At 64.4% G+C, this 22812-nt stretch carries 24 protein-coding genes; 9 read left to right on the top strand and 15 right to left on the bottom strand.

The annotated features are described in order from the left end of the window. From argH to A985_RS0100710, 4 genes are all read right to left on the bottom strand, one after another. Positions 1-1184: argininosuccinate lyase (gene argH, locus A985_RS0100725; RefSeq protein ID WP_017231521.1), on the bottom strand; the 1184-nt coding region annotated here is incomplete at its 3' end. A 2-nt stretch (positions 1185-1186) separates the two neighbouring features. Further along, complete coding sequence (locus tag A985_RS0100720) at positions 1187-1873, bottom strand: amino acid ABC transporter permease (protein WP_017231520.1); 687 nt, start codon at positions 1871-1873, stop codon at positions 1187-1189. A 15-nt stretch (positions 1874-1888) separates the two neighbouring features. Next, positions 1889-2554 carry an amino acid ABC transporter permease gene (locus tag A985_RS0100715; RefSeq protein WP_017231519.1) on the bottom strand — a complete coding sequence of 222 codons (666 nt, stop codon included), beginning with the start codon at positions 2552-2554 and terminating at the stop codon, positions 1889-1891. 10 nt (positions 2555-2564) lie between these two features. After that, entirely contained in the window at positions 2565-3431 is an 867-nt protein-coding gene (locus A985_RS0100710) for a transporter substrate-binding domain-containing protein (RefSeq protein ID WP_017231518.1), read from the bottom strand. 214 nt (positions 3432-3645) lie between these two features. Here A985_RS0100710 and A985_RS0100705 point away from each other — a divergent pair, with 214 nt between their 5' ends. Further along, entirely contained in the window at positions 3646-4551 is a 906-nt protein-coding gene (locus A985_RS0100705) for a LysR substrate-binding domain-containing protein (RefSeq protein ID WP_017231517.1), read from the top strand. Between the two features lie 3 nt (positions 4552-4554). On the opposite strand, the gene A985_RS0100700 is transcribed toward A985_RS0100705, so the two are convergent. Beyond that, positions 4555-5517: a hypothetical protein gene (locus A985_RS0100700; RefSeq protein ID WP_017231516.1), complete on the bottom strand. Its 963-nt coding sequence runs from the start codon at positions 5515-5517 to the stop codon at positions 4555-4557. A 544-nt stretch (positions 5518-6061) separates the two neighbouring features. Between A985_RS0100700 and A985_RS0100695 the strand changes: the two genes are divergently transcribed. The 3 genes from A985_RS0100695 (at position 6062) to A985_RS0100690 (ending at position 8576) form a co-directional block, all read left to right on the top strand. Next, positions 6062-7204, top strand: coding sequence for a ribonucleotide-diphosphate reductase subunit beta (locus tag A985_RS0100695; RefSeq protein WP_017231515.1), 1143 nt, complete (start codon positions 6062-6064; stop codon positions 7202-7204). Between the two features lie 375 nt (positions 7205-7579). Continuing rightward, entirely contained in the window at positions 7580-7882 is a 303-nt protein-coding gene (locus A985_RS27985) for a hypothetical protein (RefSeq protein ID WP_150550492.1), read from the top strand. Positions 7883-7910: 28 nt separating this feature from the next. After that, positions 7911-8576 carry a histone H1-like DNA-binding protein gene (locus A985_RS0100690; RefSeq protein ID WP_017231514.1) on the top strand — a complete coding sequence of 222 codons (666 nt, stop codon included), beginning with the start codon at positions 7911-7913 and terminating at the stop codon, positions 8574-8576. A 114-nt stretch (positions 8577-8690) separates the two neighbouring features. Here A985_RS0100690 and A985_RS0100685 read toward each other — a convergent pair whose 3' ends face one another. The 10 genes from A985_RS0100685 to A985_RS0100640 form a co-directional block, all read right to left on the bottom strand. Then, entirely contained in the window at positions 8691-9170 is a 480-nt protein-coding gene (locus A985_RS0100685) for a hypothetical protein (RefSeq protein WP_017231513.1), read from the bottom strand. Positions 9171-9189: 19 nt separating this feature from the next. Then, on the bottom strand, positions 9190-10125 hold the full coding sequence (locus A985_RS0100680) for a carbohydrate kinase family protein (protein ID WP_017231512.1): 936 nt from the start codon (positions 10123-10125) through the stop codon (positions 9190-9192). A 178-nt stretch (positions 10126-10303) separates the two neighbouring features. Then, positions 10304-10804 (bottom strand): thiol peroxidase, encoded by a 501-nt coding sequence (gene tpx, locus A985_RS0100675; RefSeq protein ID WP_017231511.1) that lies wholly within the window; start codon positions 10802-10804, stop codon positions 10304-10306. A gap of 32 nt (positions 10805-10836) precedes the next feature. Then, positions 10837-11814 carry a DUF3426 domain-containing protein gene (locus A985_RS0100670; RefSeq protein ID WP_083902144.1) on the bottom strand — a complete coding sequence of 326 codons (978 nt, stop codon included), beginning with the start codon at positions 11812-11814 and terminating at the stop codon, positions 10837-10839. Between the two features lie 48 nt (positions 11815-11862). Further along, positions 11863-12756: a 50S ribosomal protein L11 methyltransferase gene (gene prmA, locus A985_RS0100665; protein ID WP_017231510.1), complete on the bottom strand. Its 894-nt coding sequence runs from the start codon at positions 12754-12756 to the stop codon at positions 11863-11865. A 39-nt stretch (positions 12757-12795) separates the two neighbouring features. Then, positions 12796-14157 carry an acetyl-CoA carboxylase biotin carboxylase subunit gene (gene accC / locus A985_RS0100660; RefSeq protein ID WP_017231509.1) on the bottom strand — a complete coding sequence of 454 codons (1362 nt, stop codon included), beginning with the start codon at positions 14155-14157 and terminating at the stop codon, positions 12796-12798. 99 nt (positions 14158-14256) lie between these two features. After that, complete coding sequence (accB, locus tag A985_RS0100655) at positions 14257-14718, bottom strand: acetyl-CoA carboxylase biotin carboxyl carrier protein (protein WP_017231508.1); 462 nt, start codon at positions 14716-14718, stop codon at positions 14257-14259. A gap of 69 nt (positions 14719-14787) precedes the next feature. Further along, positions 14788-15234, bottom strand: coding sequence for a type II 3-dehydroquinate dehydratase (gene aroQ / locus A985_RS0100650; protein WP_017231507.1), 447 nt, complete (start codon positions 15232-15234; stop codon positions 14788-14790). 132 nt (positions 15235-15366) lie between these two features. Continuing rightward, positions 15367-15891 carry a TlpA disulfide reductase family protein gene (locus tag A985_RS0100645; RefSeq protein ID WP_017231506.1) on the bottom strand — a complete coding sequence of 175 codons (525 nt, stop codon included), beginning with the start codon at positions 15889-15891 and terminating at the stop codon, positions 15367-15369. 101 nt (positions 15892-15992) lie between these two features. Beyond that, positions 15993-16649, bottom strand: a complete 657-nt coding sequence (locus A985_RS0100640) for a hypothetical protein (RefSeq protein WP_026131506.1) — start codon at positions 16647-16649, stop codon at positions 15993-15995. A 120-nt stretch (positions 16650-16769) separates the two neighbouring features. On the opposite strand from A985_RS0100640, the gene mpl reads away from it, so the two are divergent. The 5 genes from mpl to aroE all read left to right on the top strand — a co-directional run. Beyond that, positions 16770-18152: a UDP-N-acetylmuramate:L-alanyl-gamma-D-glutamyl-meso-diaminopimelate ligase gene (gene mpl, locus A985_RS0100635; RefSeq protein ID WP_017231504.1), complete on the top strand. Its 1383-nt coding sequence runs from the start codon at positions 16770-16772 to the stop codon at positions 18150-18152. A 49-nt stretch (positions 18153-18201) separates the two neighbouring features. Beyond that, positions 18202-18813: a YqiA/YcfP family alpha/beta fold hydrolase gene (locus A985_RS0100630; RefSeq protein WP_017231503.1), complete on the top strand. Its 612-nt coding sequence runs from the start codon at positions 18202-18204 to the stop codon at positions 18811-18813. A 77-nt stretch (positions 18814-18890) separates the two neighbouring features. Further along, complete coding sequence (locus tag A985_RS23680) at positions 18891-21110, top strand: ribonuclease catalytic domain-containing protein (RefSeq protein ID WP_083902146.1); 2220 nt, start codon at positions 18891-18893, stop codon at positions 21108-21110. After that, positions 21104-22063, top strand: coding sequence for an energy transducer TonB (locus A985_RS23675; RefSeq protein ID WP_017231501.1), 960 nt, complete (start codon positions 21104-21106; stop codon positions 22061-22063). The genes A985_RS23680 and A985_RS23675 overlap by 7 nt, the downstream gene beginning before the upstream one ends. Positions 22064-22275: 212 nt before the next feature. Beyond that, a partial coding sequence (gene aroE, locus A985_RS0100615; RefSeq protein WP_017231500.1) for a shikimate dehydrogenase occupies positions 22276-22812 on the top strand: 537 nt, incomplete at its 3' end.

Here is a 22812-nt window from a genome sequence, read left to right as displayed (position 1 = left end):
GCACCGACGAGGTGATGGGCCGCGCGGAACGACAGGTCGTGCGCGCGCACCATGTGATCGGCCAGCGCGGTCGCCGTGGAGAAATCCTCGGCGGCGAGGCGGCCTGCGCGCGCGGCGACCGGACGGGCCGTGCGCAGTACGAGTTCGAGCAGCGTCAGGCAGCGCAGCGTCTCGCGCGCGGCGTCCCAGAAGCCAAGGGTGCCTTCGCGGTTCGCGTCGCCCGTGTGGGTGAAGTGGGTGCCCTTGATCGCCATCGAGCCGGCCATCAGCGCGGCCACGATCTGGCCGGTGCGGCCCTTCAGATATTCGAGCACGACGGGATTCTTCTTCTGCGGCATGATGCTCGACGTTGTCGCCACGCTGTCGGGGAACTCGATCAAGCCGAACTCATGCGTGGTCCACACGAAGTAGTCCTGCGCCACGCGACTCCAGAACACGGCCAGCAGGCTCAAATCGGCAATGCCTTCGAGCAGGAAGTCGCGCGAACCGACGGCATCGAGCGCATTGTCGATGTACGTATCGAAGCCGAGCAGCCCCGCCGTGCGTTGGCGATCGATCGCGAACGGCGTGCCGGCGAACGCGGCCGCGCCGAGCGGTGAGACGTTCATGTGCGAGAGCGTGTCCATCAGGCGCCGGCTGTCGCGCTCGAGTGCCTGCGCCACGCCAGCCAGATAGAAGCCGTAGGTCATCGGCTGGGCCGGTTGCAGGTGGGTATAGCCTGGCATGACGACCTCGGCATGGCGCTCGGCCTGTTCGAGCGCCGTGGTTCGCACGCGCAGCAGCGCGTCGATCAGCTCGATCAGCATGGCGCGTCCGCGCAGGCGATCGAGCGTCGCCAGGATGTCGTTGCGGCTGCGGCCGGTATGCAGCCGGCCGCCGATGTCGGCGCCGACGAGACTCATCAGATGCGCCTCGTAGTTGAAGTAGGCGTCTTCACGGCTCGGGTCGAGCGGCACGGCCCCGGGGCCTTGTTCTTCCATGGCGAGAATGCCGCGCGCAAGCGCCGACGCGTGCTCGGGGCGGATCAGCCCCTGCTCGGCAAGCATGACCACGTGTGCCTTGTTGATATCGCCGAGCGGCACGAACGTCTCGTCGAAGCCGGCCAGACGTGGCTTGAAGATGATGTCATTGACTTCCGGGGCGAGGGCTTCGGTGAGCCGGCGACTGACTTTCGATATGGACATGGTCAACCTTGTGTAGAGAGCGGGCGAACGCGCTCGCGTTGCAGGCGGCGTTCGAGGTAACGGGACAGCGCGCTGAACGCTGAGCAGATGACGAAATAGACGGCGAGCACGAGGCCATAGACCTCGAAGGCGGGGTTCTGGCCCTGCATGATCGTGGCGCGCTCGATGATGTTCTGGCTGACCTTGAGGAATTCGCCAACGCCGATCAACGCGCCGAGTGCGGTCGACTGGACGAGCAGCGTGAGCAGTCCGGTGTAGGCCGGCAGGATCGCGCCCATCGACTGGGGGCCGATCACGTAGCGATAGATTTGCCAGCGTCGCAAGCCGAGCGCGGCGGCGCTTTTCCACTGATGCGGGGGCACCGATGCGATACCGCCCGAGACCACCACCGTGCCGTTGGCACCGCCCCACAGCGACAGCCCGACCGTGGCCGCGACGAACGGGCTCAGGTCGAGACCGAACATCGGTGCGACAAAGAACACGCAGAACACGTTGACGATGAGGGGAATCGAGCGAAACAGCTCGACATAGCCGTGGATGGCGAGCTTCAGCCAGCGGTTGGGCAGCGTGGCGAGCACGCCGAGCACGAGCGAGATCACGGTCGTGCAGGCGAGCACCGCGCCGGCCAGCGCAAGCGTCATGCGTAGCCCCTTGGCAATGACGAGCCAGTTTTCAAGAATGACATTCATGGTGGATCACTGGCCTCAATGGGTTCGGAACGGCCGTTGCAGCCAGGCCGAGAGCCGGTGTGCGAGCAGGGCGAGCACCGCGACCATGCCGAGGTACAGCACGAGGATGGCGCTGAACATCTCGAGCGGGCGAAAGTCCGTGGCAATGCGGTCGACAGCGACGAACGTCAGCTCCATGAGCCCGATGGCCTGCAGATACGACGAGTTCTTGAGCAGTGAGATCGCGGTATTGAGCATGCCGGGCAGCGCATGTCGCACGGCGATGGGCAGTGCGATCAGCGTGAAGTAGTGCCATGGTCGCAGCGAGAGGGCGTGGCACGATTCGTACATGCGCCGCCCGACGGCCGCCATGCCGCCTCGCAGGTTCTCGATCTGGTAGGCCCCGGCCCACAGCGACAGGCACAGCACGCCGGAGCTGAATAACGACAGGCTGAGGCCGATCGCGGGCAAGCCATAGAAGATGAAGAACAACTGCACGAGGATCGGTGTGTTGCGCATCAGCTCCACGTAGCCGGTGACCATGGGGGAGAGCACGGGCACGCGGAAGATCCGGATGGCGCAGCCCGCGATGCCGATCAGCGCCGAGCAGACGATGGCGATGACCGACACTTCGAGCGTCATCAGTGCGCCGCGCCAAAGCGCGGGCCATTGAGCGATGAGATAGGCGACGTCGAAATCCATGGGGGCCGCCTTATTGCGCGGTTTCCTTCGGGCGTCCCTGCTGGAACACCGCGAGGTAATAGCTGCGGATCGATTCGGGCACGCTGAGCTTGACCCACTGCACGAAGCGGCCTTCGTAGCGCATGCGCGCGATGGCGGCCGACAGATAGTCGCGCCAGGCAGTCTCGTTCTTGCGCACGCCGATGGCCGCGTCGGAAATCTGGAAGTACTGGCCGAGCAATCTGGCGTCGGGATCCTTGGCGGCTGCGACTACGAGCGTGGCGGCGTCGTGCGTGTAGGCGTCGGCACGACCCTGGCGGAAGGTCTGCATGGCGTCGGCCGCTGTATTCAGGCGGAGCATCTTGACGTCGGGCATATGGTCCTCGAACCACTTCGCCTGCACCGACCCCTTGAGCGCGACGAGCGTCTTGCCCTTGAGGTCGGCGAGCGTCCGGATGCCGCCGTCGCGACGCACCACCACGTCGCTGGCGCCCCAACGGTACGGTTGGGTGAAATCGATCACGCGGGCGCGCTCGGGAGTGACGCCGAGCGTGGCGATGAGCAGGTCGACCTTGCGGCCGAGCAACTGCGGGACACGGTTCTCGGCCGTCACGCAGGTGAATACGGCCTTGTCCTTCGCGCCGAACGCCCACTCGGCGATCTGGCGGCCCATCTCGACTTCGACGCCTGCGAATGCGCCGCTGCTGTCCTGGTAGCCATAGGGCGGCTGGTCACAACGCACGCCGACGCGCAACTGACCTTGCGCCTTGATGTCTGCCGGCAGCGTCGGCAAGTCGCCCGGCGCGGCGCGGGCAGGGCGCGCGACGATGGTTGACATGACCATCACGGTGGCGGAGGCGGCAAGGGCGGTAAAGAACGAACGGCGCAGGCGTGACATCGATAGCTCCTCAAGCGGAACGGCACGTGGACGGCCAGGGCGTCGTGGGCGGTGAGAGACGATGCCTTGACGGTGCCCGGACGGGATGCCAACGAGTGTAGCGAGACGGTTGCATTCTTAAAAATCACAATACAATACGAGTCCATACATTCCTGATATACCCCCGGGCACGCGGCATTCACGGGTGTTTCCGGGCAGTCGAGAGCCAACGACAATGAAGTTCAAGCAGGTGGAAGCGTTCAGGGCGGTGATCCAGACCGGGTCGATGACGGCGGCGGCGGATGCGTTGCATACGTCGCAGCCGAATATCAGTCGCTTGGTCGGGCAACTCGAGCAGAGCGTCGGGTTCCGGCTGTTCGAGCGGATCAACGGGCGGCTGCAGCTGACGGACGAGGGCGCCGAGTTGTTTCGCGACGTCGAGCGTGCGTTCGTGAGTCTGAAGAGTCTGGAGGATTCGGCTGCACAGATTCGACGCTCGGGGACAGGCCGGTTGCGCGTCGGCGCGGTGCCGTCGATTGCGCTCACGCAAATGCCGGAGGTCATTCGTCGGTTTCGCGAAGCGCATCCAGGCGTGGCCGTCTCGCTGCTCACCAACGATTCGCCGCGCGTGGCGCAATGGGTCGCGTCTCAGTTTTGCGACCTCGGCGTGGTGGCTTATGTCAGCCGCGACGTGTCGGGTATCGAGGCGACGACGATTCGCGACGTGGCCGGTGTTTGCGCTTTTCCGGCCGGGCATCGGTTGGGCGAGCGCGATATCGTCACTCCTGCCGATCTCGAATACGAGCCGTTCATCGCGCTGTCACTCGTCGACGGAACGCGCATGAGGATCGATCAACGCTTTCGTGAGGCAGGCGTCACGCTACGTCACAAGGAACTTGAAACGCCGTACGAAGCGACGGTGTGCGCGATGGTTGCTGGCGGGTTGGGTGTGAGCATCGTGAGCGAGTCGGTCGCGCGGGCCTATGCGGGGCGCGGCCTCCTCGACTATCGGCGGTTCGTGCCGGACGTGCCGTTCACGACGCACTTGCTGCGACCGCTGCACGCGCCGCAAAGCTTGCTGGCGCAGCGCTTTGCGGACACGTTGCGCGCCGTGGTGGGAGGCGACACGCCTGTCGCCTAGTCCTCAGGCCAGATCGATACGCATCGACAGATCGAGCGTTTGCCCGTGCGCCACGACTACGTGATCGTCGTCGAACGCGCCGACCCGATGCGTCGACGGTTCCAGACAGAGGTAGGGACGTCCGGCGGGAGAGTGCACCACGAGCCAGCTGGCGTCGCTGCTGCGCACCGTGGCCGAGCGCAGGCCGCCGGCGTAGTCGAGGCGCGCGTCGAATCGCCCCGACTCGACCGGCGCTTCGGCGAACCAGGTGGACCGCCCCTCGGTATCGAGTCCGCCGCCGACAGACACGACCTCGATCTCACCGACGTGAACGCGTTGCTCGCTCGGCCATCGGATGTCCTCCGACGGCGAACGCCAGATCGCCTCCGCTTCGAACGTCAGGCGCGAGCCGGCAGGCCACTGAAAGTAGGGATGTAGCCCGAGCCCGGCGGGCATATCCTGCGTCGAGAGATTGGTGATCGACAGTTGCATGTCGACGCCGAGTGCGTCGAGCGTCACCGAGAGATACGCCTGATAGTGCCACGGCCATTCGGGTTGCGCGGGACTGTCGAGTTGGAGCACGCAACAGTGCGGGCTCTCGTCGACGACATCCCACGCGCGACGCAGCCCCCAGCCGTGCAGCGAACTCGATGCGGCCGGCGTCTCGCGAGCGACGATCGCGCGCTCGCGCCAGTGCAGCGTGTCGTCGCGCAGCATGTTGGTATACGGCAGCATCGGAAAGGCGCCGGCCTTCGGCCATTCGTCCGACGAGAACGGGTCGTTGCCGAGCGGCACAAGGTAGTCGAAAACGTCACCGTGCGTGTCGCGCCGAGCCAGTCGTGCGAGCCGCGCCCCGCAGCCCGGTTGAACCTCGGCCACGAGCGCGCCCGCCGCGAGGCGGATCGGTTTGCCGGGGGTGAGCGTGAGCGGTGTCGGGCCTGACGAACCGGCCGACGCCGGTGCGCCGTCGGCGCCTGGGAATGTCATCGTCGGTATCTCCTTCATCGACGTTCAGAAGTGGCGTGCGCCGGAATCTGTCGTTCCGGTTCGCCGTCGCGACAGGATACGCCAATGCGACGCAGCGCCCCCCCTCGACGCACCATCAGCGCTGTCGTGCGGCGCCGTTTCATGGCAAGATGCCGGTCCCGCAAGCCCGGCCGCCCGGCACTCGGGAGATGTTGCCAAACACTAGGTATAGTGGTCATCGTGCAGTGCGGCACTAGATATAGTGTTGCATGCTGGAACGAGTGACGTAATTGTGCTAAATTGGAGGCATTCCATTCGACGTCGGGAGGTCAGGATGTTGTTGCAGCTCTCGCGTCGGCGTTGTTGTTCAAAACTGCGCAATTGCGCATCTGCATCACCCCCGAAATATGGCAATGCTCCCGGTGGACTTCGTGCTCCCGGTGATCGCTTGCCGGCCGCCGGATCGCAAATTTTTTGTCAGCCTTCGCACGCGAACGGCTGATCTGTCACTTCGGCGATGTGCGCGCGTGTGTGCATCGCATCAACCTGAACGGACTGAGACCCTATGCTGAACTGGGAAGAAGACACCACCACGGCCAACTCGGCTGCCCCCACCGCGGCTCCGGTTGCCGCGTCGAACGTGCTGGGCACGCAAGGGGAAACCCCGACTGTGATCGCCTCGCAGTCGACGCGTCGCGTGAGCGCCTCCGACAAGCGCGTGATCAACGGCACCACGGATGTGAATCAACTGGTGCCCTTCAAGTACAAGTGGGCCTGGGAGAAGTATCTGGCCGGTTGCGCGAACCACTGGATGCCGCAGGAAATCAACATGTCGCGCGACATCGCCCTGTGGAAAGATCCGAACGGTCTGACCGAGGACGAGCGCCGCATCATCAAGCGCAATCTCGGCTTCTTCGTGACGGCCGACTCGCTCGCGGCGAACAACATCGTGCTCGGCACGTATCGCCACATCACCGCACCGGAGTGCCGCCAGTTCCTGCTGCGTCAGGCCTTCGAAGAGGCGATCCACACGCACGCCTATCAGTACATCGTCGAGAGCCTGGGGTTGGACGAAGGCGAGATCTTCAACGCGTATCACGAAGTGCCGTCGATTCGCGACAAGGACGAATTCCTGCTCCCGTTCATCGAAGTGGTGGCGGATCCGTCGTTCCAGACCGGCACGCAGGAAGCCGACCAGAAGCTGCTGCGCTCGCTCATCGTGTTTGCGTGCATCATGGAAGGGCTGTTCTTCTACGTCGGCTTCACGCAGATTCTCGCGCTGGGTCGGCAGAACAAGATGACCGGTGCTGCAGAGCAATATCAATACATCCTGCGCGACGAGTCGATGCACTGCAACTTCGGCATCGATCTGATCAACCAGGTGAAGCTGGAAAACCCGAACCTCTGGACGCCGGAGTTCCGCGAAGAGATTCGCGAGCTGTTCAAGAAGGCGGTCGAGCTGGAGTATCGCTACGCTGAAGATACGATGCCGCGCGGCGTGCTCGGTCTGAACGCGGGCATGTTCAAGAGCTATCTGCGCTTCATCGCGAACCGTCGCTGTTCCCAAATTGGTCTCGAGGCGCTCTATCCGAACGAAGAAAATCCGTTCCCGTGGATGAGCGAGATGATCGATCTGAAGAAGGAGCGCAACTTCTTCGAAACGCGAGTGATCGAATACCAGACTGGTGGCGCGCTGAGCTGGGACTAAGCAGTAAGTGAAATTTGGATGCTGGCTGCAAAGCCAGTATCCATGCGGGTTTCGAGAGGATGGTGTGAGCGCGCGTGGCGCGCGTGAGCGCCAGCAAAACAAGTCGAAGAGACTGTGCGCGTCATGCACATCATCCTCACTCGCACGTCGTTACGCTCGCTTCGCACGCGTCGACATGCGAACACCATGTGCATCAAATACAACAGATTGACTTCTTCGTTGCGAACGTTGTGCGATTTTTTACGCGCAAAGTATTAACATCGCATCACAAAAGAATTATGATTCGCTCAAATAAATTGCAGTCTCGATGAACACACGAAAGCACATTGCTTTCCTCCCGCGACAGAGAGCTGGTAGTTACGGAGCGTAAAAACCTTGGTGCATAGCAAGCAGTATCGCTTATCCGCTATCGCAATCTCCTCCCTCCCGATGACGGGACAGGCAAGCTACCCCCCGAAGAATCTGGCGAATCCCCTTTCTCAAGACAATCGAATTGCTGGCGGCAATGTCGCCGGCAATTTTTTTGCGCGCGTGACCACTCACGGTCAGCGTCATGCGCGCAGCGCCGAATTCATTAGCGTAAGCCGTCGAAGTCCGATGCGTACGCCGATGAATAGCCCGCTCGCCGGCGGTTCGCCGCATGGTGGTCGGGTTTCCTTCTCAGGTGGTTTTGTTTGAGTGATCTCTCACGTTAAGGAGCAAAGTGATGGCTACTACTGCTAAGAAAAAACCCGCAGCCAAGAAGGCTGTTGCCAAGAAGCCGGTAGCGAAGAAGGCTGCCGCCGCCAAGAAGCCTGTCGCGAAGAAGGCTGTTGCCGCCAAGAAGCCGGTAGCGAAGAAGGCTGTCGCCGCCAAGAAGCCGGCAGCGAAGAAGGTCGCCGCCAAGAAGCCGGCAGCCAAGAAGGTTGCGGTGAAGAAGGTTGCCGCCAAGAAGCCGGTCGCGAAGAAGGCTGTTCCCGCCAAGAAGCCGGTCGCGAAGAAGGCTGTTCCCGCCAAGAAGCCGGGAGCCAAGAAGGGTGCGGTGAAGAAGGTGGCCGCCAAGAAGCCGGTCGCGAAGAAGGCTGTTCCCGCCAAGAAGCCGGTTGCCAAGAAGGCAGCGGGGAAGAAGGTGGCCGCCAAGAAGCCGGTCGCCAAGAAGGCAGCATTGAAGAAGGTTGCCGCCAAGAAGCCGGCCGCGAAGAAGGCTGCCGTGAAGAAGGTTGCGGCGAAGAAGCCGGCGGCGAAGAAGCCTGCTGCGGCGGCGAAGAAGCCGGCCGTCAAGAAGGTCGCCGCCAAGCCTGCTGCGGCCCCGGCTGCAGCACCGGCAGCAGCACCGAAGACGGCGCTGAATCCGGCAGCGGCATGGCCGTTCCCGACCGGCAGCCGTCCGTAATTCGAGTGCCGAAGCAGGAACCAAGGCACTTAGGTGTCTTTTGATCGAGTAGGCCTACTCGATCCGAAACCCGCTGTGATGAGTGATCGTCGCAGCGGGTTTTTTCATGCGGCCTTAGTGCGTCACGCGCGTGACGCCGCCGCTTGAGAGCAGACGCACGCGCTGACCCGGCTGGAATGCTTCGTCCGCATCCTGTGTGATGGCGCGCAGCTCGCCGTTGTCGAGTCGCACGGTAATCTCCAGGCCCGCCTTCTTGCTCATTCGGTTTTCGACGGCTTGCCCCGCAACCGCACCCAACAGGCCGCCGATGATGCCCGTCGCGATCGAGCCGCGACCGCCACCAATGGCGCTGCCGCCGACGGCGCCCAGCGCACCGCCGCCCACCACGCCGAGAATCCCCGGATCGCCGTTGCTGCTATCGATCGTGACCGGGCGCACCGATTCGACGGTGCCCATGCGCACCACCTGCTCGCGTTGTGCTTGGCGGCTGTTGTAGACACTCGCGGAATTGCTCGGACCGAACGCCGTGCAGGCGGACAGGGAGAGCGACGCTGCGGCGGTGAGAATAAGGAAGGGTGTGGTCAGTCGTGCCATCGTTGTGTTTATCCTGAAATCAAACGAAGCGGTAGCCGAACGCGGCTTCATATTGCGCCTCGATCTCGGCGCGCGTCGGCGCGTAAGTCTGCGGACCTTGCTCGGCAATCTTGAGCGAACCCATCAGGCTCGCCAGACGGCCGGCGGTGGGCCAGTCGAGGCCCTTTTCGATACCGTACAGCAACCCGCCCCGGAAGGCGTCGCCGCATCCGGTGGGGTCGACGACTCGCTTGGCTTTGACGGCGGGAATGTCGTGTTGCTTGCCGCCGGCGAAGATCAGCGCGCCGTGTTCTCCGCGCGTCACGACCAGCGCCTCGACACGCGACTGGAGGTCGTCCATCGACCAGCCGGTCTTCGTGCAGAGGAGCTTGGCTTCGTAGTCGTTGACCGCGAGGTATGTGGCGAGTTCCACCATGCGACGCAGGGCCTCAGGCGAGAGCAACGGCAGGCCCTGACCCGGATCGAAGAGGAACGGCACCCCGGCGGCGGCGAAGCCTTCGGCGTGAGTGAGCATGGCGTCGGGGGCGTCGGGGGCAACGATGCCGAGCGTCGCGCCGCTGACATCGGCCACGCGGTTGCGCGACGAGAACATCATCGCCCCCGGGTGGAAGGCGGTGATCTGGTTGTTGTCCAGATCGGTCGTGATCATCGCATTGGCGGTCATGCTGTCCGCGACCACGCGAACGAATTCCGTCGTCATGCCGAGCGACTGGAAGCGCTCGACGTAGGGCGCGCCATCTTCGCCGACGGTGGCCATGACGACCGGCGAGCCGCCCAGCAGATGCAGGCTGTAGCCAATGTTGCCGGCGCAGCCGCCGAAGTTGCGGCGCATCGTCGGCACGAGGAAGCTGACGTTCAGGATGTGTACCTGATCGGGCAGGATGTGCTCGCCGAAGCGGCCTTCGAACGTCATGATGTTGTCGTAGGCGAGCGAGCCGCAGATCACGGTAGTCACGGGGGAGATCCTTGCGAAAGGTAAGCGGGGCCAATCTGGGAGGGCAGACGGTTGGCCAGTCGCGCTGCCGGGTCATGCTAAAAACGGGCCGGTGCATTTGCCGCACCGGCACGGGAACTGCCATCTGGCGCGCACCGGTTTTACCGGGCGGGCCAGCGATACGCCGAGGGGCGATGGCTTACGACAACGCGGCCAGCGCGGCGTCGTAGTTCGGCTCGTTCTTGATCTCGGGCACGAGTTCGGCGTGGACGACGCGGTTATCGGCGTCGAGCACGACAACGGCACGGGCCGACACGCCGGCGAGCGGGCCGGTGGTGATTGCCACGCCGTAATGCTTGAGGAACTCGCGGCCACGCATGGTCGAGAGCGTGACCACGTTGTTCAGGCCTTCGGTCGCGCAGAAACGGCTCATGGCGAACGGCAGGTCAGCCGAGATCACGAGCACGACCGTGTTCTCGAGCTTGCCCGCGGCTTCGTTGAACTTGCGGGTCGAGGTGGCGCAGGTCGGCGTGTCGAGGCTCGGCACGATGTTGAGCACCTTGCGCTTGCCCGCGAAATCGTCGAGCGAGACGTCCTGCAACTTGGCATTGACCAGCGAAAAAGCCGGAGCGGTCTGCCCCTTTTGCGGGAACTGGCCGTCGACTTCGATGGGGTTGCCCCCGAGTGTGACTTGGGACATCAATATCTCCTAGGTTGAGTGCAACAGCGCTATCACGGATAGAACGCGAGCACCCGATAGTTACTGGCTAGCGCTGCCTGCGCCGTCAATCGTAACCGAATCGTGCGTTCGTTGTGTGGCGCCAGACCGGCGTCATGCTGCGCTGTATCGGTGACGTAGTCGCTCGCCGAAAACACGCGTCTCACGACCGGCTTGCCGTCGATGTCCGACAGCGTGAGTTCGAGCGACGGCCAGGCCACGGCATAGTCCGCTTGATTGCGCATGAACACGGTGAGCGTCATTGGCACGGCGTCGTCTGAGGCCGGGGCGCTCGCTGGCGTACCGCTTGTCGCGTCGCTCGCGTCACTCGCGTCGGTCGTGCCGGGCGCGTCGGTGACCAGCGTCACGCTCGAGATCTGAACCTTGTCAGGCTGACGCGGCGGCGCGATCGGCACATGCATCGGGCGTCCGAGCGTCGCGAACACGCCGCGCAACGCCGGCACGCGATCGACGAGTGCGGCGCGCTCGACCCACGCCCACTGGGCGATCAGACCGACGACGGCCAGCGCGATCAGCGCACGCCAGATCACGCGACCGACGCCGGGGCGACGTGCCTGTCCGGCAAGAGCAACGGACGTCGGCGAGTCGGCAGACGCGACGGAAGCTGACGACGTCATGGACGCAGTGGGCGCCACAAGAACCGTGGCATCGTCGTCATCGATGTAGCGACCGGGGCCATGTCGCATCTGCGCCAGGCTCTCGTCCGGCGTGCCCAGCAGTGCAGCGATCGCCGTGGGCGTGAGCATCTCGGGCACCGGGGGGCGTTCGGCGGGCGCGGCCTCCGCCTCGTGCTCTTCGCCGGGCGGCTCGCACAGGTAGGCATGTCCGTCGAATACTTCACGACAGTTGCCGCAGCGCACGAGACCGTCGCGCAGCTTGAGCTGATCCGCCACGACGCGAAAGACGGTATGGCAGTGAGGGCAGCGAGTAGCGAGAACGCGCGAGGACTGGGCCATGGGAGTCGAGGGCATCGGGGGATTCGAGGGCGAGGACCCGAAGACTCGGCGCGTCGTGGGCGACTAGCCGGCGGCCTGCCCGTGCAGGCAGACCCAGCCATCGTGAGCACGCCAGACCGACATCTTCATATAGGGGGCGTAGGCGGCGATCACCTCGTCCGCTTGCCGCTCCAACACGCCAGACAGCGCGAGCCGTCCGCCCGGTGCCACGCGCGATGTCAGCATCGACGCGAGCAGTTTGAGCGGATTCGACAGGATGTTGGCGACCACGATATTGAATTGACCGTCGCGCAGGTCGGCGGGCAGTCCGTATTCGACGCTCGCGTGATTGCGCTCACTGTTATAGCGGGCAGACTCGACGGCCTGCGGATCGATGTCGATACCGACGACCGGATCGGCGCCGCACTTGCGCGCCAGAATGGCCAGAATGCCCGAGCCGCAGCCGTAGTCGAGCAACGACTGACCCGCCTCAACGTGCTGTTCGAGCCACTCCATGCACAGCCGCGTGGTCGGGTGGCTGCCGGTCCCGAACGCGAGGCCCGGATCGAGTTCGAGGATAAGCGCATCGGCGTCCGGGGCGTCGTGCCACGACGGCACGACCCAGATACGCTGGCCGATCTGTATGGGCTCAAACTGCGATTGCGTCAGGCGCACCCAGTCCTGTTCTTCTACGTCGCGCAACGTGAACGCGGGCGACTCGGTGAGCCCCAATTCGTTGACGGCCGCCGCGAGCAGCACGGCGGCGTCCTGGTCTTCCCCCACCAGCGCGACCACGCGCGAGTGTTGCCACGCGGTGTCGGGCGGGGTCAGGCCCGGCTCGCCGAACATCGGTTGCTCGTCGGGCGTGTCGGCGTCCGCGTCTTCCACGGAGACCGACAGCACGCCCAGATCGAGCAGGGCGTCCGACAGGGCCTCGGCTTGGGCGCGGGCAACTTCTACGACGAGTTCGCGATACATGGCGAGTGATTTCCTGCTGATAAACGGCTGATGAACAGCTCAGTTGCCGCCGACGGCAGATTTCTGCGCCAGCTTGTGTTCCAGATAATGGATGCTCGTGCCGCCTTCGACAAACTTGGCGTCGAGCATCAGTTCCCGGTGCAGCGGAATGTTCGTCTGGATACCTTCGATCACGATTTCCGACAGCGCGACACGCATGCGACGGATGGCCTGATCGCGCGTTGCTCCGTAGGCGATCAGCTTGCCGATCATCGAATCGTAGTTCGGCGGCACGAAGTAGCCGTTATAGGCGTGCGAGTCGACGCGGATGCCAGGGCCCCCCGGCATGTGCCAGGCGGTAATGCGACCGGGCGACGGCGTGAACTTGAACGGATCTTCGGCGTTGATACGGCACTCGATCGCGTGACCCTGGAACTGGATGTCGCGCTGACGGAAGGCGAGCTTCTCGCCGGCCGCAATGCGGATCTGTTCCTGCACGATATCGACACCGGTGATCATTTCCGTGACCGGGTGTTCGACCTGCACACGCGTGTTCATTTCGATGAAGTAGAACTCACCGTTCTCGAACAGGAATTCGAACGTGCCGGCGCCGACGTAGCCCATCTTCTTGCAGGCGTCGGCGCAGCGATCGCCGATGCGCTCGATCAGGCGACGCGGAATCAGCGGGGCGGTCGCCTCTTCGATCACCTTCTGGTGACGGCGCTGCATCGAGCAGTCGCGCTCGCCCAGCCAGACGGCGTTCTTGTGCTTGTCGGCGAGGATCTGGATTTCGATATGGCGCGGGTTCTCGAGGAACTTCTCCATATAGACTTCCGGATTGCCGAAGGCGCGGCCGGCTTCTTCACGGGTCATGTTGACCGCGTTCACCAGCGCCGCTTCGGTGTGCACCACGCGCATGCCGCGACCGCCGCCGCCGCCGGCGGCCTTGATGATTACCGGATAGCCGACCTGGCGTGCAACACGCACGATTTCCTTCGGATCGTCGGGCAACGCGCCTTCCGAACCCGGCACGCACGGCACGCCGGTCTTGATCATCGTCTGCTTGGCCGAGACCTTGTCGCCCATCAGACGAATGGTGTCGGGGCGTGGGCCGATAAACGTGAAGCCCGATTGCTCGACACGTTCGGCGAAGTCGGCGTTCTCGGAGAGGAAGCCGTAACCCGGGTGGATGGCCTGGGCGTCGGTGACTTCCGCCGCGCTGATGAGCGCCGGCATGTTCAGATAGCTCAGCGGCGAGGGCGCCGGTCCGATACAGACGGCTTCGTCCGCGAGCTTGACGTACTTCGCTTCCTTGTCGGCTTCGGAGTAGACGACCACGGTCTTGATGCCCATCTCGCGGCACGCGCGCTGAACGCGCAGAGCGATTTCGCCGCGGTTGGCGATGAGGATTTTTTCAAACATTATGTGCAGTCCTGCCCGTAGGGGGAGAGGAGCGGGGCCGGACGCCTCGTGTCGCCGGGCGGCATTTGGCCGCGCGGGCGGGGCGTCCGACAACCGGCATTAGCCGATCACGAACAGCGGTTGACCGTATTCCACGGCCTGACCGTTCTCGACGAGGATTTCCTTGATCACGCCGGTCTTGTCCGACTCGATCTCGTTGAGCAGCTTCATCGCTTCGATGATGCACAGCGTCTGGCCTTCCTTGACCGAGTCGCCGACCTGCGCAAACGGATCGGCGCCCGGCGACGGGGCGCGGTAGAAGGTACCGACCATCGGCGACGTGACGATGTGACCTTGCGGCAGGACCGGGGCAACCGGTGCCGGTGCGGCGGGCGCTGCCGCCGGCGCTTGCGCGGCAACCTGCGGGTAGGCTGCCGGCATGGCCATCTGCATCGGGGCGGCGATCAGTTGGGGCGGCGCCTTGACGATGCGGACCTTGCCTTCGCCTTCGGTGACTTCGAGTTCGGAAATACCCGATTCGGCCACGAGGTCGATCAACGTCTTGAGTTTGCGCAAATCCATGAAGGAAGCTCCTTAATTCGGTATCGACGCGGGGGCACCCCCCGCGAGGGGAAATAGGGGATGAGACGGCTACCCGCCGGCGAGTCGCCGCAGGGCAAATTCGAGTGCGAAGGTATAGCCGCGCCAGCCCAGGCCGCAGATCACGCCTTGCGCAATATCGGAAAAGTACGAGTGATGCCGAAAGGCCTCACGGGCATGGACGTTCGAGAGATGCACCTCGACGAACGGAATGCCCACGCCGGCCAGCGCGTCGCGCATCGCCACGCTGGTATGCGTGTAGGCGGCAGGGTTGATGACGATGAAGTCGATCGACGCGTCGCGTGCCGCCTGAATCCGGTCAACCAGTGCGCCTTCGTGATTGCTCTGGAATGTCGTCACCTCAGCACCTGCCGCCTTGGCTTGCGCCTCGAGCGCCGCGTCGATGTCGGCCAGCGTCGTACGACCGTACACCGCCGGCTCGCGAGTACCGAGCAGGTTGAGATTGGGACCGTGGAGCACAAGAATGCGGTGAGGCATCGGCGAATCAAATTTCACGAAATTGGGCGCAATTAAACGCCAGTTGGTGGATTTTGTCCAGTGGGGTGAAAATGAAGCCCCGTCGGTCACGTCTGGCGGGACTTCCCGCGCGCCCGGCTGGACGGCGCGATGTCAGCGCGTCGGCCTGAGGGCCGAGCGCACTTCATCCGACGTAATACGGCCGAGCTTCTGGTAGTGCAAGCGGCCTTGAGGATCAACCACGACGGTATACGGTAGCGCGCCCGCCTTGTTGCCCAGTGCGCGGGCGAGGTCGGTGCCTGCGTAGCCCGCCACGAGGAGCGGGTAATCAACCTTCACCTTTTGCTCGAACGCGATCATGTTCGGGGCAGTATCAATGCCGATTCCTACGAATTGGACGTTTTTTCCCTTGAATTCACTCGAAAGTGCTTGGAGATCGGGCATTTCCTCCACGCAGGGCCCGCACCATGGAGCCCAGAAGTTGATGACCAGCGTTTTGCCACGCCATTGCGAGATGGCCTGCTCGTTGCCCGCCAAGTCGGGAAGCCGCGTGGCGAGCAGTTGGGCGACAGCGGCATCGGGCGCGTTTGCAGGCGCCTGGTTTCGATGGCCGAACCAAAAGCCGGCCGCCAGCCCCACGAGCGCCAGAATCAGCAGAGGAACGATGCGTTTTACCATGATGGATGGGGCGGAAGTGGCGGGAAATAGACGTTAGACGGATGGCAATTACGGAGAATGGCGACAGGTTGATGGGCATGTTGCCGACATTCGGGCGAAGGTCAGTGGTTGGATGCCTGCTCCATGGCCTCGGCGCCGTCGATCAGTGTGCTCAGGCCGTGCGCATCGACGCGCACGGGGCGGCCATTCCCGTCGGTGGCCTTGAGTGCGCCGCGCATGTCGTCGAGGGAATACAAGGACAGGTGCACGCCGGCGGGTTCGCCGCGCTGCCCCCGCTCGCGCCACAGGAAACTCAGCGTCTCGACCATGCCGCGACCATTGAAGTGGCGACTTTCCGAGACCTCGTAATCGATACCCCGGTTCAACAGATCGATGGCGACTTCCTTTGGATTGTCGCAAAATGCCTGCAAATAGATATCAGATAGTGACGTTGCCGTGCCGTTGTACACGGCACCAGTAATATAAGGCCGGTAGCGCGCCAGTGCCGTCATGACCGTCAGCGCGACCTGACGCAAATGCGCCAGCTCAGCCGGCTGCGTGTCCGAGAGGAACGTCTGCACGTACTCGCGGACTTCCGTTTCGATTTGGTCGTTATCCGGCAGCAATTCACCCGCAATCCGCGCCTCGCCGGTCACTTGCTTCGCCGCCTTGCGTTTCGCGGTGGCATAGTCAGCGCCCTCCTCGGCGATGAGGCGGGCGGCCACCAGAGCGATTTCTTCGCGCAGGCGTTGGGCGTCGGACCAGGATTTGCGTGTCATGCGCACGATGATACCCGAAAGGCATTGCGCTTCCCGCCGCAGGTACAATGGTGATTCTGGCTGTTCGGCCTCCCCCATTTCCCGCACGGGTTCGGCCCGTCCTCACCTCGCTCCCCATCCATGCATATTCATATTCTTGGCATCTGCGGCACGTTCATGGGCGGTCTCGCGGTGCTCGCCCGGCAGGCCGGTCACACCGTCACCGGTTGCGACGCGAACGTCTATCCGCCGATGAGCACCCAGCTCGAAGCGCAGGGCATTCGGCTGATCGAAGGGTTTGACGCCGATCAGGTCTCGCTCAAACCCGACCTGTTCGTCATCGGTAACGTGGTGTCGCGCGGCAACCCGCTGATGGAAGAGATCCTCAATCGGAATCTGCCGTACACGTCGGGCCCGCAATGGCTCGGCGAGCACGTGCTGTCGAAGAAGTGGGTGTTGGCCGTGGCGGGAACGCATGGGAAGACGACGACGACATCGATGCTCGCCTGGATTCTCGAAGACGCGGGCTACCAACCGGGCTTCCTGGTCGGCGGTGTGCCGATGAACTTCGGCATCTCGGCGCGACTGACCGACAGCGACTTCTTCGTGATCGAGGCCGACGAATACGATACGGCGTTCTTCGACAAGCGCTCCAAGTTCGTTCATTACCATCCGCGCACCGCGATCCTGAATAATCTTGAGTTCGATCACGCCGATATCTTCCCCGATCTGACAGCGATCGAGACGCAATTCCACCATCTGGTGCGCACCGTGCCGGGCCAGGGCCGCCTTATCGTCAATGGTCGTGAGGCTGCGCTTGAGCGCGTGCTGGCGCGCGGCTGCTGGAGCGAGGTGGAGCGCTTCGGTGTGGCCGACGGCTGGCATGTCGCCCAGGCGAACGACACACTCGCGGCGGGGCAAGAGGCGTTCTGGGCCCACCATGGGGCGATGGCCGCCGGGGAAGTGAAGTGGTCGCTGCAGGGCGAGCACAACCGGATGAACGCGCTGGCGGCGTTGGCGGCCGCACGGCACGTGGGTGTGCCGCCGGAGCAGGGGGCGGCGTCGCTGGGCAAGTTCCAGAATGTGAAGCGTCGTATGGAGGTGCGCGGCGAAGCGGCCGGCGCCACTGTTTACGACGATTTTGCGCACCATCCGACCGCCATTCAGACGACGCTGGCCGGACTGCGACGCCGCGCCGGCACCGCCCGCATTCTGGCGGTGCTCGAGCCGCGCTCGAATACGATGAAGCTGGGCGTGATGAAGGCGCAATTGCCGGCCAGCCTTGCCGATGCCGACCTGGTGTTCGGCTACGGCGCGCCGTCCGGGAAGGACGCCCTCGGCTGGAATCTGACCGAGGCGCTCGCTCCGCTCGGCGCGCGTGCGCAGGCGTTCAGCGACATCGACGGACTGGTGCGCGCGGTGAGCGCGGCAGCGCGTCCGGGGGACCAGATCGTGGTGATGAGCAACGGCGGCTTCGGCGGCATTCACCAGAAATTGCTCGATGCACTGGCGGCGCGCGCCTGATTTGCACGCCTTGGTGTCCGGGTACTGACCAGCTTTTATCGGGGCTCACATGATTCTCTATTTGCACGGCTTCCGTTCGTCGCCGCGCTCCTTCAAGGCGCAATTGATGGCCGCGCGCATGCACCGCCTCGGCCTGGGGCGCGAGTGGGCTTGCCCGCAATTGCCGCCGTCGCCGCTGGCCGCGGTCGTCGACGCGCAGCGTCTGCTCACCGGCGTGAAGGCCGACGAGTTGACCATCGTGGGCAGCTCGCTGGGCGGCTATTACGCCACGTATCTGGCCGAGAAGCTCGGTTGCCGCGCGGTGCTGCTCAACCCGGCCACGCGCCCGTACGACGATCTGGGCAAGTGGCTCGGCGAGCAGCCGATGTGGCATGGCGGCGGCACTATCGTCGTTGAGCCGCGTCACCTGGACGAGCTGCGCATGATCGACGTGGCCCAGATCACGCGTCCCGAGCGCTACTACCTTGTGGCCGCGACCGGCGACCAGACCCTCGACTACCGAGACATGGTGGCGAAGTTTCCGGGGGCGAAGCTCACGGTGATCGACGGCAGCGACCACGGCATTTCCGATTTCGCCAACTATATGGACGACGTGCTGCGCTTCGCCGGCATCGACGTTCCCCCCTCGCCCGGTGCCGCCGGTCCGTTCGCGGGCGAATAACGCGTTTGCCCCTTCCGCCCTAAACCGCCGCAGGTTGGCGGGCTACAATGTCGCCTATTGCGATCGATGGCTGTTTCATGAATATTTTTTTTGAGGAATCCGGCGGCTTCAAGGCTGGCACGGTGTTGTCGCAGCAAGGTGAGTCGTACCAGGTGGAGCTGCCCGGTGGACGCCGCAGCAAGATCAAGGGGCGCGACGTGCTGCTGCGTTTCGAGTCGCCGTCGCCCGCGGAGCTGATGACGCAGGCGCAGGCCGCCGCACAGGACATCGACATGAGTTTCCTGTGGGAATGCGCGCCTGCCGAGGAGTTCGCGTTCCCGGTGCTCGCTGCCGAGTATTTCGGCGAAGGCGCCGGCGTTGCGCAACAGGCCGGGCTCGCGCTGGCGCTGCAGGCTTCGCCAGTGTACTTCCGCCGAAAAGGCCGCGGTCAGTACCAACGCGCGCCGGAGGAACAACTGCAGGCCGCGCTCGCGGGACTCGCCCGCAAGCAACAGCAGGCGGAATTGCAGGCCGTGTATGCCGATCAACTGATCGCCGGCACGCTGCCCGACGCGCTCAAGGGCAAGGAACTGCTGTTGCTGTTCCGTCCCGACAAGAACACCATCGAGTGGAAGGCGCTCGACGCCGCCGCCATGGCGCTGGGCAAGACGCACGCCGAGGTGATGCTCGCCTGCGGCGGCATTTCGTCGCCGCGCGCGTATCACGAGGCGGCGTTCCTCTACGAACACTTCCCGCGCGGCACCGGCTTCCCGGAACTCGGGCCGATCCCGGTACCCGGCGACGACTTGCCGCTGGCCGACGTGCAGGCGTTCTCCATCGACGATTCGACGACGACCGAGATCGACGACGCCCTCTCGGTGCAGGTACTGCCCGATGGGCTGTTGCGTGTCGGCATCCACATTGCGGCGCCGGCACTCGGCATTACGCGGGGTGACGCCATTGATGAGATCGCGCGCGCGCGTCTGTCGACGGTCTATGCGCCGGGCGAAAAGATCACGATGCTCCCCGATGCGATAGTCGAGGCGTACACGCTTGCCGAGGGCGGCGCGCGTCCGGCACTGTCGCTGTATGTCGTGGTCAAGGCTGACACGTACGAAATCGTGGCGACGGAAACGCATGCCGAGCGGGTGCCGATCTCGGCAAACCTGCGTCACAACGAACTCGACGCGATCATCACGGCCGAGACGCTGGCCGATGGCAGCGGCGAGTATCCGCACAAGGAAGCGCTGCGGCTGTTGTGGCCGTTCGCGCAGTCGCTCTACGAGAAACGTCAGGCCGCGCGCGTGGGTTATGGCCTGCGTCCGGAAGTGCAGAACAAGACCGACTTCAATTTCTACGTCGAAGGCGAGCAGGTCACGATCAAGCAGCGTATGCGCGGCGCGCCGCTGGACCTGATCGTCGCCGAGATGGCGATTCTCGCGAACAGCCGGTGGGGACGCCTGCTGGCCGAGTGCGGCGTGCCCGGCATCTACCGCGCGCAGCGTGCTTACGGCGTGAATCGCACGCGCATGCAGACATCGCCGGCGCCGCACGAAGGTCTGGGTGTCGAGCAATACGCATGGAGCACCTCGCCGCTGCGTCGCTATGTGGATCTGGTCAACCAGTGGCAGTTGCTTGCGTGCGTGCGTCACGGCGTGACGGCCAAGCTGGCGGCACCCTTCAAGCCCAAGGATGCCGACCTGTACGTGACCGTGTCGAGCTTCGAAGCCGCCTATGCGGCTTATGCCGAGCACCAGAGCCGGATGGAGCGCTACTGGTGCCTGCGCTGGTTGATTCAGGAGAACAAGTCGCAGGTCCAGGCGAGCGTGCTCAAGGGCGACACCGTGCGCCTGAACGATATTCCGCTGACGCTGATCGTTCTGGGGCTTGGCCCGCACGCGCGCGGTACGCAGATCATGCTCGACGTGCTCTCGCTCGATGTCGTCACGCTCAGCATCTCGGTACGTGTCGCGCAGGTGTTGGGCGCCAGCCAGAACGGACTGGGCGAAGACGATGACGAAGGCGCCGGCGGTGCAGGAGACGGCGGTGGGGGGCACGATGGAGGCGATGGGGCCGAAGGTGGCGACGACGCGGGAGGGGCCGACGATGCCGATGGCGCCAACGATGCGGAGGGGGCGAACGATACCGAAAGCGACGGCCGCGACGAAAGCCAGGGTGACGACGACGTCGCCTCGGCCTTGGCCGACGTCACCGCCGCGGCGTCGCACACCGTTGATGTTGCGTCCGGCACTTCGTCGCTTGCTGCCGCGCTGATGGTGGCGGGGGGGCGCGACGCGTCTCCCGGTTCGGCGTGCTGAAACCCGCTCTCGCGGCAGGCAACCTGCGCGCGGCGCGCCGCCGCGGCGGGTCGCTGATGCGCGAGCATCCGCTTGCCACGGGCCTGGCATTTTCCGCGCTGGTCCACCTGCTCGCGCTGGCGGTGCATTTCGTCGCGCCCGACAGTTTCCGACTGCATAGTGCGGACACGCCGCTCGATGTCGTGCTCGTCAACGCGAAGTCGGCCAACGCCCCCGACAAGGCCACGGCGCTCGCGCAGGCCAACCTCGTGGGCGGCGGCGAGCACGACGGCGAGCGTGCGACATCACCGCTGCCGTCACGCGCGCTCGATCGCGACGGCGCGCCCATCGCGCAAATCCAGCGCAACGTGAGCGAACTGGAAGCGACGCAGGAAAAGCTGCTGACGCAACTGCGCAATCAATACGCCGCCACGCCGGCGTCGCAGCGGCATCGCGCCGACGCGCCGCAGCGCGGGCAAGGACTCGACGATCAGAACGTCGACCAGAAGATCGCCCGTCTGCAGGCGGAAATCGACAAGCAGTTGCGCGCTTATCAGACCCGCCCGAAACGCGGCCAGGTCACAGCCAATACCCGTGAAGTGGCGTATGCGCGCTATTTCGACACGCTGCGTCATCGCGTAGAGCGCTACGGCACGGAGCATTTTCCCCAGATCGGCAACGAGCGTCTCTATGGCGAGCTGATCGTCACGCTTAACGTCAATCAGCGGGGCGGGCTCGGCTATCACAAGGACGGCTGGAATGTCGCGGGCGTGGAAGTCACGCGAAGCTCTGGCAATCGCGATCTCGACCGCCGCGCGGTGGCGATCGTACAGGCCAGTGCGCCGTTTGGCGACTTCTCGCCCGAGATGCGGCAGCGCTATGACATTCTCGAGATCGTGACGCGGATGACCTTCTCGCGCCAGGGGGTGCAGGCCGAGACGCTTGCGTCACCGTCGGTCGCCGCGGCGCGGTAGGGCGCCACGGGCGAATCGTCGGCAAACGCCCGAAGCCACAGGGACGCTGCGTGTACTATTCGATGACATTCGCGCGGTTTGTCGGCAACGTGATATGAAGGTTGCCGGCGACCGATGCCTGCCGAGTCACGGCAGAACACCGTATCTGATGCACGTGGACGCAAGTAATTGCGGCGCCTGGGCGAAAGCCAGGCGCCGCGTCTTTGACAACGATGACAAACCAATCGCCCTCCGGGGAACTGCAGGCCGATCGCTACGCCGTGATCGGTCATCCCGTCGAACACAGCCAGTCGCCGTTCATTCACGCCGAGTTCGCGCGCGAAACCGGCCAGCATCTCACCTATGAGCGCCTGCTCGCGCCGCTCGATGGGTTTGCCGCCACCGTGCGCACCTTTATCGACAACGGTGCTCGCGGGGCCAACGTCACCGTCCCGTTCAAGCTCGAGGCCCACGCGTTGGCGGATCGTCTGACCGAACGCGCGCAGGCGGCGGGCGCCGTCAACACGCTGGTGTTCGACGCGCGGGGCATCACGGGCGACAACACTGACGGCGTAGGGCTCGTGCGCGATATCGAGGGGCCGCTGGGCGTATCGCTCAAGGGCCGGCGCGTGTTGCTGCTCGGCGCCGGCGGTGCGTCGCGCGGGGCAATGTTGCCGCTGATCGAGGCGGGGCCGGCGGCGCTGTTTATCGCCAATCGCACGGCCGCGCGCGCCGACGAACTCGTCGCACGGTTCGCGAACGCCGCTGAG

Origin of the sequence: Pandoraea sp. B-6 (assembly GCF_000282835.1) — a bacterium.
In the GTDB taxonomy this organism is placed as follows: Bacteria; Pseudomonadota; Gammaproteobacteria; order Burkholderiales; family Burkholderiaceae; genus Pandoraea; species Pandoraea cepalis.
Note: the sequence above shows the minus strand (reverse complement) of the source record. Positions and strands in the feature narration are given on the sequence as shown.